The 9,646-nt window shown below is 44.1% G+C and carries 7 protein-coding genes; 3 read left to right on the plus strand and 4 right to left on the minus strand.

Annotation, left to right across the window (positions count from 1 at the left end; translation table 11 throughout):
- Positions 1-45: 45 nt before the first annotated feature.
- Complete coding sequence (locus QQK21_RS19165; protein WP_284193778.1) at positions 46-2,919, plus strand: valine--tRNA ligase; 2,874 nt, start codon at positions 46-48, stop codon at positions 2,917-2,919.
- Between the two features lie 46 nt (positions 2,920-2,965).
- Here QQK21_RS19165 and QQK21_RS19170 read toward each other — a convergent pair whose 3' ends face one another.
- Positions 2,966-3,961, minus strand: a complete 996-nt coding sequence (locus tag QQK21_RS19170) for a M48 family metallopeptidase (RefSeq protein ID WP_284193779.1) — start codon at positions 3,959-3,961, stop codon at positions 2,966-2,968.
- A complete protein-coding gene (locus QQK21_RS19175) occupies positions 3,961-5,133 on the minus strand; it encodes a YjgN family protein (protein ID WP_284193780.1) in 1,173 nt (390 codons plus the stop codon). The genes QQK21_RS19170 and QQK21_RS19175 overlap by 1 nt, the downstream gene beginning before the upstream one ends.
- Positions 5,134-5,453: 320 nt before the next feature.
- On the opposite strand from QQK21_RS19175, the gene QQK21_RS19180 reads away from it, so the two are divergent.
- Positions 5,454-6,167 (plus strand): substrate-binding periplasmic protein, encoded by a 714-nt coding sequence (locus QQK21_RS19180; RefSeq protein ID WP_431313145.1) that lies wholly within the window; start codon positions 5,454-5,456, stop codon positions 6,165-6,167.
- On the opposite strand, the gene QQK21_RS19185 is transcribed toward QQK21_RS19180, so the two are convergent.
- Together QQK21_RS19185 and QQK21_RS19190 are read right to left on the minus strand one after the other, a co-directional pair.
- Entirely contained in the window at positions 6,168-7,145 is a 978-nt protein-coding gene (locus QQK21_RS19185) for a D-2-hydroxyacid dehydrogenase (protein ID WP_284193782.1), read from the minus strand.
- Positions 7,146-7,175: 30 nt separating this feature from the next.
- Positions 7,176-7,913 carry an RluA family pseudouridine synthase gene (locus QQK21_RS19190; RefSeq protein WP_284193783.1) on the minus strand — a complete coding sequence of 246 codons (738 nt, stop codon included), beginning with the start codon at positions 7,911-7,913 and terminating at the stop codon, positions 7,176-7,178.
- A gap of 179 nt (positions 7,914-8,092) precedes the next feature.
- Between QQK21_RS19190 and QQK21_RS19195 the strand changes: the two genes are divergently transcribed.
- Positions 8,093-9,364, plus strand: coding sequence for an NRAMP family divalent metal transporter (locus tag QQK21_RS19195; protein ID WP_284193784.1), 1,272 nt, complete (start codon positions 8,093-8,095; stop codon positions 9,362-9,364).
- Positions 9,365-9,646 lie beyond the last annotated feature (282 nt).

Consider the following 9,646-nt stretch of genomic DNA (forward strand, 5'->3'; position numbering starts at 1 on the left):
ATGCCGCGATAAGCCCAGTAGCAATGAAGAGAAAATACGAGCGCTATGGAAAAGACATATAACCCAACTTCAATTGAACAAGCTTTATATCAAGCTTGGGAAGAAAAAGGCTACTTCAAGCCACACGGCGATACAACAAAAGACTCCTACAGCATAATGATCCCGCCACCAAACGTTACTGGTAGCCTACATATGGGGCATGCGTTCCAAGACACTATAATGGATACGCTTATCCGTGCTGAGCGCATGAAAGGTAAGAATACCCTTTGGCAAGTCGGCACAGACCATGCTGGGATCGCGACACAGATGGTAGTTGAGCGCAAGATCGCAGCAGAAGAGGGCAAAACCAAGCACGATTATGGCCGTGATGCTTTCATTGATAAAATCTGGGAATGGAAAGGTCAGTCCGGTGGCAGTATCACCAAGCAACTTCGCCGCCTTGGTGCTTCTGTGGATTGGGACCGTGAACGCTTTACTATGGATGAAGGTCTGTCGAATGCCGTTCAGGAGGTCTTTGTTCGACTCTATGAAGACGATCTTATCTACCGTGGCAAACGTCTGGTTAACTGGGACCCCAAACTGCATACTGCAATCTCAGACCTTGAAGTTGAAAACAAAGATAAAAAAGGCCACATGTGGCACTTCCGTTATCCATTAGCTGATGGCGTGAAAACGGCACAAGGCAAGGATTACATCGTCGTCGCAACGACTCGTCCTGAAACCATGCTTGGTGATACCGGTGTGGCTGTCAATCCAGACGATCCTCGTTACAAAGACCTCATTGGTAAAGACATTCTTCTTCCAATCGTTAATCGCCGTATTCCTATTGTAGGTGATGAGCATGCTGATATGGAAAAAGGTACGGGTTGTGTAAAAATCACACCGGCCCACGACTTCAATGACTATGAAGTCGGCAAGCGCCATCAACTGCCAATGATCAACATCCTAACCTTCAACGGGGATATCCGTGATTGTGCTGAAGTTTTCACTACCAATGGTGAGGCCAGTGACGTCTACTCAAGCGAACTACCGGCTAAATATCATGGTATGGAACGTTTCGCCGCCCGTAAAGCCATCGTTGCTGAATTCGAAGAGCTTGGTCTTTTAGACGAAATTAAAGATCATGATCTTACTGTCCCCTATGGTGATCGCGGCGGTGTCGTTATCGAGCCTATGCTAACAGACCAATGGTATGTACGTACGGCTCCGCTGGCAGAAACGGCAACCAAAGCGGTTGAAGACGGAGAGATTCAATTCGTCCCTAAACAATACGAGAATATGTATTTCTCTTGGATGCGTGACATCCAAGACTGGTGTATCTCTCGCCAGCTTTGGTGGGGACATCGCATCCCAGCTTGGTATGACAATGATGGTAATGTCTACGTGGGTCGCAGTGAAGAAGAAGTTCGTGAAAAAAATAGCCTCGCGCCTGTTGTTGTGCTGCGACAAGACGATGACGTTCTCGACACTTGGTTCTCATCAGCTCTTTGGACCTTTGGCACACAAGGCTGGCCAGAAAATACTGATGATCTAAAAACATTCCATCCTTCAGACGTATTAGTCACCGGCTTTGACATCATTTTCTTCTGGGTTGCTCGCATGATCATGATGACGATGCACTTTTGTAAAGATGACAATGGAAAGCCTCAAGTACCTTTCAAAACCGTTTACGTCACAGGCCTGATCCGTGATGAAAATGGCGACAAGATGTCTAAGTCTAAAGGGAATGTGCTTGATCCTATCGATATGATTGATGGGATCGATCTTGAGTCTCTCGTTGAAAAACGGACTGGTAATATGATGCAGCCTCAACTTGCTGCTAAAATCGAGAAAAACACACGAAAAACCTTTGAAAATGGTATTGAGCCCTATGGTACAGACGCTCTTCGTTTCACTCTAGCGGCTATGGCTTCAACGGGGCGTGACATCAACTGGGATATGAAGCGACTAGAAGGTTACCGTAACTTCTGTAATAAGCTTTGGAACGCCAGTCGTTACGTACTGATGAATACCGAAGGTCAAGATTGCGGCTTTAGCGCAGGTGAAATTGAATACTCGCTGGCGGACAAATGGATCGAATCACAATTTGAGTTAGCAGCGAAAGAGTTCAACACACACTTAGACAACTACCGTCTAGATATGGCAGCCAATACGATTTACGAGTTCATCTGGAATCAATTCTGTGACTGGTATTTGGAACTCACTAAACCCGTGCTTTGGAAAGGCAATGAGGCTCAGCAACGTGGTACACGTCGCACTCTGATCACTGTACTTGAAAAAACACTGCGTTTAGCCCATCCCGTTATTCCGTATATTACCGAAACGATTTGGCAAAGTGTCAAACCACTGGTAGGCAATATTGAAGGTTCTAGTTCATCAGAAACCACCATCATGCTCCAAGCGCTTCCTCAGTATGAGGAAAGCAACTTTAACCAAGAAGCGCTGGATGATATCGAGTGGGTCAAGGCATTTATCACCAGTATTCGTAACTTACGGGCAGAGTACGACATCAACCCAGGCAAGCCACTTGAAGTGATGCTAAAAGCGGCCAGTGAAAAAGATGCGGCACGTCTTGAAGCCAACAAACAAGTGCTTATTTCGCTGGCGAAGCTTGAGTCAGTTAGCCTTTTAGAATCGGGAGAAACGACCCCAGCATGTGCGACAGCACTTGTTGCCAAGTCTGAATTAATGATTCCAATGGCTGGTCTTATCGACAAAGACGCTGAACTCACTCGTTTGGACGGAGAAATCCAAAAAACTCATGGTGAGATTAAGCGTCTTGAAGGCAAACTCGGTAACCAAGGTTTTGTCGCTAAAGCCCCAGAGGCTGTAGTGGCGAAAGAACGAGAAAAACTCGAAGGCTATAAAGAAACACTCATTAAGCTGGAAGAGCAAAAAGCGACTATCGCCGCGCTTTAGCGCTGAACAAAAAGCCAATAAGAAAAGGCAGCCGATGGCTGCCTTTTTACTCTTCATTTGCCGCTTGGATTCGCTGCTCAAAATCGGGGTGAGTGCTTATCCACTCCGGTATGTCAGACGCGTTTTGCTCATCAAGCAACTTAAGTATCTGGGCCAAAGGCTGACTGGTACCATAGCGCTCCAGCATAGCGACTCTCGCGTAGGCATCTGCCTCTAACTCAGCTTCTCGCGAATGACCATTGGACAGCAAAAATACTCCCAAGCCAGCTAAGTTGTCGATAACCCCAGAGCTTTCTCCCGTCAACAACGCCACGCCAACAGACAACAGACTTGAATGCACAAGCTTTTTTAACATGTGGTTATGATGAATATGGCCAATTTCATGCAAAATAATGCTATCGAGCTGCTGTGGGCCCTCGGCAAGTTGTACCATATCATCAAGTAGAACTATTTTACCTCCTGGTAAGGCAAACGCATTTGCCCCCATGTCTGACGCTCGAAATTCCAGTTTAATGGAATAAGGCAGTTTTTCTAGATGGGTAAGATGCTGAGCCAATCGCTGGCGAATCTGCTGTTGTTGTTCAACGCTTAATTTACTCTCTTCCCAGCTATTATCTAAGCCTTCTAAAATTTTATCACCCAGAGACACTGCAATATGTTCTGGGACCGCTTTTGCAACTTTATCGCTTGTCCATGGCAAAACATAGCAGTAAAAGATCAACACAGCGCAAAGGCAAACAACTGCCGAGACAATCCAAGCCAACCAGTTTGTCTCGAGTTTATCAATCCAACTGCTTTGTTTGTTTAAAACCAACCACTGATTCACGTCAGCATTTCTTTCGACAGTAAATACCCAGCCATTAGGAAAAATAAACTTTACCGGAAGCTTGCCCAGTGGCGCACTGATATCAGCGTATTGCAGATCGCAGCTAATAATATCCCCATCAACTCGCAAACTTAACTGGTTCGCTTGAGACACATCAAGCTGAGCGATATGACGCTGTGAGCTTCGCGGAGCAAAGGCTATGCCATCAAATAGCATCAGCCAATACCCATACCGACATCAAATGCCTGCGCCATTTCATCAGAAATTGCTGACTTAACATTCGATGATTGATCGCTCGCTTTCAATAGGCTCATATCACCAAATACCGCGGTATTATCTGCAATATAACGGCTTGTTCGCACCATAACCCATGGCCTTGCTAACCCTAAAGAGAAGACCTGAAGCAAGAAGTTAGAAACGACCAACCAAGTATAACCTCGCGCTGTCATACTAGAGTGAAACTGATATTCAACTCTGTCAGCTTGCTGCACTTTAGCAATCAGCTGAGAGAAAATATAGTTACGAACCCGTGTCGTTGTATACGCTGTCAACCCAATAGTAAGGACGATAGAGCCAACGTAGCTAATAAAGAATACGCCGAATGATGATTCCCCCATTAGAGAGGTGAAATCACCACTTTGGATAGCGTCAAAATCTGCGCCTGACAGTACGGTTGAAAAAATCGCAATCATCAACACGATTGCCGCCACGATAGCAAAAGCCATTGCTTTTAAATACGTTTTAATAAAGAAACGGGTGTCTAGTTCGGCGTTGAGTTTCCATTCACCAAATTGAAAGCCATTCGAGAAATAGGTGTGCAAACCAGCCGTAATCCATGCATAAACCATCGCCAGCACAATAAAGGAAAATAAACCGAATACAATACCCAGCACCATTGAGGCCTTAGCTGCAAAAACCACAATCGCAAAATACAGACTGACGACAATCAATGCCGTTATTTCACGACCAAGAATCATTTTATACGCGGCTTTTAGCGGCGCATTAAAAGAAAAATGAACATTGCGATAACTGGTCATGGCCGCATCAAAGCGGGCGTTACTCCATAGAAGCCAAGGTAAGGCGATATAAAAAAGTAGCAGTAATGCCACGCTGGCAGTGGGTGAAAATGAGTTGGCAATACCCCAGATTGATAAGGCAACCAAAGCCACTAATCGGCCTTTTAAAATTTGCATAGGCTGCGCATGATATTCAAAGCCATCTCCGGCTAGGTGAGTATTACCATAAAAATAACATTTGGTTCTCACTTTCGCCCAAGCAGAATAGACCCCTAATGTAACGATTGAGAGTAAGATGTTGACGATCCAAATACCGAAAAACTCCCCTCCCTTACCTTTGAATTTGATAGGGTTAGTGATGTGCTGATCCATAGGTTTAATTTCCAAAAACGGTTGTTTAAAAGATTGGGGGCACAATTTCTTACATTTTTGTCATTGCGTCTATTGATTAAATCTATCTAAACCTCACCTCTTGATATGCATCACAAATAAAACCTCGCCAAAATACACTTTTTTTACATTTGCTTGTCATCCTTCCTTTTGCCAATGACTAAAAAGTGCTTGTCGACTCATTCAGTCCAACGCAGAAAAGGCTTGAACCGAAATCGCTTTGAATGGCAATAGAAAACCAATGTCCTAATATTGTCTATAGACATCACAAATAGGCGTTCAAATTGCTACGAAAACTCATCATGACTGCCGTTTGGCTACAAGCTGTTTTGCTCTCTTTCGCCCAAGCAAATGATGTAGACAACACGGTCAAAATCGCCGTAGGAAGCTGGCCTCCGTTTATAAGTAAAGAGCTTGAAGGCTATGGCAGTGTCGCCCAAACCATCAAACACGCATTTGCGTTAGAAGGCTATGAGGTGACATTCACGTTTTACCCTTGGGCCAGAGCCTACGAAAACGCCAAAACAGGGGAATACGACGCAACCGCGGTATGGATGTTTGATGAAGAAAGAACACAACACTTTTATTTCAGCGAGCCCGTATCTCAAGAGCAATTTGTATTTTTTCACCACAAAGATTTAGATTTTGATTGGGCTCAGCTTGAAGATTTAAAAGGCTATATGCTGGGCGGGGGGCTTGGTTACAGCTATGGCGCTCAGCTCGATGAGCTTATCGAAACCGGGCAAGTCACGATCAACCGCGTCAATACTCCAAGTCAAAATTTATTGCGCTTGTACCACAAACGCATTGATATCTTCCCTGAAGAGCGGCATATAGGTCTGTACTACCTAAAACAGCAACCCGCTGATGTACAAAGCCAAATCACTTATCATCCTACCCCTTTTTTGAGCAATAATGGCTATGTCATGTTTTCCAAACAAAGTCCTAGAGGCAAAGAGTTGTTGGCAATATTTAATCAAGGTTTACTGAAATGGCGCCAGCAGAAAAAAGAATAACTACACGATTCGATTTTGTTCTCGGCCTTCGACAAAGGCAATGATATTGCTAATCAGTATCTTGGCAATCTTTGGAAATGAGGCTTCCCCTCCCCAAGCCACATGAGGTGTCAGCAGTAAATTAGGCAGGTTCATATTAGCAATAAGAGGGTTAGAGATATCCGCAGGCTCTTGAGTAAAAACATCGACCCCTGCGCCCGCAATCTCACCTTGTTTTAGCGCATCAACCAACGCTTTTTCATCAACCAATCCACCTCTTCCGGTATTAATTAACACACAACTTGTTTTCATCGCTTGCAGTTCTTTTTTACCAATAAGATTGTGCGTCTGCTCATTGAGAGGGCAATGCAGCGTTAAAACATCCGATATGGCAATAACACGTTCAAAAGGTAAGTACCCTTCTCGGCAATTCTGTACGCCTTTTCTCTCTGCGTACACCACATTCATTGACAATGCTTTGGCCATATCAGCACATGCCTTGCCAATAGCGCCAGCGCCTATGACACCAAACGTTGTACCTGCCACATCACGAATGGGGTGAGTAAAGAAACAAAAATGCTCACTACGCTGCCACTCTCCTGCCGCGATATCATTGTGATAACCTTTTAAGTTGCGCTTTAGTGCGAACATCATCGCGATCACATGCTCAGGCACTGAAGGGGTCGAATACCCCTGAAGGTTACTGACTGCAATGCCTTGTTTTTGACAAATGCTCACATCAATATTATTAAACCCAGTCGCGGCGACAACAATGAGTTTTAAATCGGGCAATTGACTTAAAATTTCTTTATCTAACACAACCTTATTGGTAATCGCAATACTGGCACCTTGCAGGCGTTCAACCACTTGATCTTTGGTTGTTTGAGCATAATCAGTCCACTGATGTTCAAACGGCAGGGGAGGATATTCCATCTGCGCTGGAAGTGTTGCTCGGTCCAAAAATACAATATTTGGGGCAAGCCTTGCTGACTGAAACATAAACTCTCCTTTTACAGGGTTGTGGATACCTTATGGGCGCGGCAAGGTTTTATAATCGGGTAAATGGTCCGCGGGTGAAAAATGCGCTTGAATGATTGAGCTAGCCTGTGGATAAAAGTCGCAAGGGACAAAAATACAGCACAGTTTATTATCCTTTGGATGATAAAAGCTCAGTTCAGTGGCATGCAAGCCTAAACGCTCAAAGTTTTCGAATGCTTCTCCTTGAGCATAAAATTCATCACCGACAATAGGATACCCTAATGCTTGCATATGAACACGCAATTGATGTGACCGTCCGGTGATAGGAAATAAACGTACCATGGTGGTACCTTGTTCGCGCTCAACCACTTCAAATTGAGTCTGAGAAGGTTTGCCATGCTCAAAACACACTTTTTGTCTTGGTCTGTTTGGCCAATCACAAATAAGAGGTAAATCGATCAGCCCTTGCTGTGGCTTAACTTCCCCCCAAACTCGTGCGTAATACACTTTATGGGTAAGGCGAAACTGGAACTGCTTTTTTAGCGCTGATTCTGCTGCCTTGTTCTTGGCAAACAGCATAATACCAGATGTGCACATATCAAGACGATGGACTGGCGCAATCTCAGGATAATGCTCAATCAGACGACTCCACATACTATCATAATGCGCTTTCTCGCGGCCAGGCACAGACAAAAGCCCAGCGGGTTTATTGACTATGACAATATCTTGGTCTTCCAATACCACCTCTATCCAAGGTGTTGTTGGGGGGCAATAGCACTGCATCGCCATAAATCACCCTTATAATATCAATAAATAAAACACTAAAAACAACCAACATTGAGACAGGTGTTGCATATTAAGGTCTTGTTTGATTTTTTCAATGCAAACACGTTTAAACCTATTAACGGAATGTGATATTCGTACGCCAATTTATTTAGACAACACAAGGTTTTAACCCAAGGAATTTTATGGATACTATCTCCACACCAGAGAATCAAAGCAAATTTTCTTTGTCGCGACTGACCCGTTCACTCGGCCCAGGCATCATGATGGCAACGATTGCCATTGGAGGTTCTCATTTAGTGGCCTCAACTAAAGCTGGCGCCATCTACGGCTGGCAACTGGTTGGCTTAATTCTACTGGTAAACCTGCTAAAATACCCTTTTTTTCGTGCCAGTGTCCAATATACCGTCGGTACAGGTGAGACCATTGTTGAAGGCTACGCCAAGCTGGGTCATGCCTATGTGTGGCTCTTTAGTGGCCTATGTGTAATCGCTGGCATTATCAATACTGCCGCCCTACTTCTCTTTAGTGCCAGTTTATTGGCTTATTTTGTTCCTCTTGAGCTTCCAATAACCGTGTTGTGTGTTGCGGTTTTAGCCGCATGTATTTTAATTTTGCTTTTGGGCCATTACAAAGCGCTCAATGCTGTTTCCAAAGCAATTATGTTTCTGCTATCGGTTACGACAATTGCAGCAATGCTCGTTGCAGCGAACAACCCCGTCGAAGTATCCCCCACCTTCATAGAACCTTCGCCTTGGTCAATTGCTGCAATTGGGTTTTTAGTTATCACTATGGGCTGGATGCCTACGGGTATTGAAGTATCAAATATGACATCAATATGGTTGAAGAGTCAGCAGCGCCAAAATAAAGTTACCGCTCAATCGGCTCTGTTTGATTTTAATGTCGGCTATATAGCTACCGCGCTATTGGCGATTGTCTTTCTTGCACTTGGGACGTTAGTGCTGCATGGAACAAATACTGAATTTTCACAATCAGGCGTAGGCTTTACCCATCAATTGGTTAGTTTATATACCTCAACCATTGGTGAGTGGTCACGCTACCTAATTGCAACTGTCGCTTTCCTATGTATCTTTGGTAGCACAATCACAGCAATTGATGGCTATGCACGTACTATTTCTGAATCACAGCGGTTGTTGCAAGACAAAACAGAAATCAAGCCCAAAGTAACCATCCTATGGACGATGGCTATTTCACTAGGAGCGCTCGCTATTATCTTTTTTTGGGCCTCAACATTACTACCTATGCTCGACTTCGCCATGACTCTAGCATTTATTACTACACCATTTTTTGCCCTACTTAACTTTGTTCTTGTATCAAAAACGGACTTACCTAAAGCTCTGGCTTTAAGCAAACCGATGAAATGGCTGTCGATAATAGGGCTTGTCTATTTATTCGGCTTTTTAGCTGTATTTTTCTGGTGGAAATGGTTGCTATAAACTCAAGCGAAAATATTACACCATTAATTTGAGCGCGCAGTGACTAGGCACAGCTTAGCGGCCGTTATCTCAAATGGCGCTAACCATCTTAAGCTCAGTTTAAGATGGTTTTTCATATTAAGTGGCCTAACTGCCATCCATCTCTTGTCATGCTCGATTAAAAGCAAACACCCTAAACCGATAACGTCATTTAGTGTAATGTTATTAAAGCTTTAACCGATGTGATCACCAAGCGATTCTGTCGTACCTTAATTACCAAGCGACTTTGTCATTACGTTAACT

The organism is Vibrio zhanjiangensis (genome assembly GCF_030161235.1).
GTDB classification, from domain to species: domain Bacteria; phylum Pseudomonadota; class Gammaproteobacteria; order Enterobacterales; family Vibrionaceae; genus Vibrio; species Vibrio zhanjiangensis.

Bases quoted from the DNA above. Each gene is read 5' to 3' on its own strand.
- QQK21_RS19175 (WP_284193780.1), bottom strand. From the start codon at position 5,133: ATGGATCAGCACATCACTAACCCTATCAAATTCAAAGGTAAGGGAGGG.
- QQK21_RS19185 (WP_284193782.1), bottom strand. From the start codon at position 7,145: ATGTTTCAGTCAGCAAGGCTTGCCCCAAATATTGTATTTTTGGACCGA.
- QQK21_RS19190 (WP_284193783.1), bottom strand. From the start codon at position 7,913: ATGGCGATGCAGTGCTATTGCCCCCCAACAACACCTTGGATAGAGGTG.
- QQK21_RS19195 (WP_284193784.1), top strand. From the start codon at position 8,093: ATGGATACTATCTCCACACCAGAGAATCAAAGCAAATTTTCTTTGTCG.
- QQK21_RS19165 (WP_284193778.1), top strand. From the start codon at position 46: ATGGAAAAGACATATAACCCAACTTCAATTGAACAAGCTTTATATCAA.
- QQK21_RS19170 (WP_284193779.1), bottom strand. From the start codon at position 3,961: ATGCTATTTGATGGCATAGCCTTTGCTCCGCGAAGCTCACAGCGTCAT.
- QQK21_RS19180 (WP_431313145.1), top strand. From the start codon at position 5,454: ATGACTGCCGTTTGGCTACAAGCTGTTTTGCTCTCTTTCGCCCAAGCA.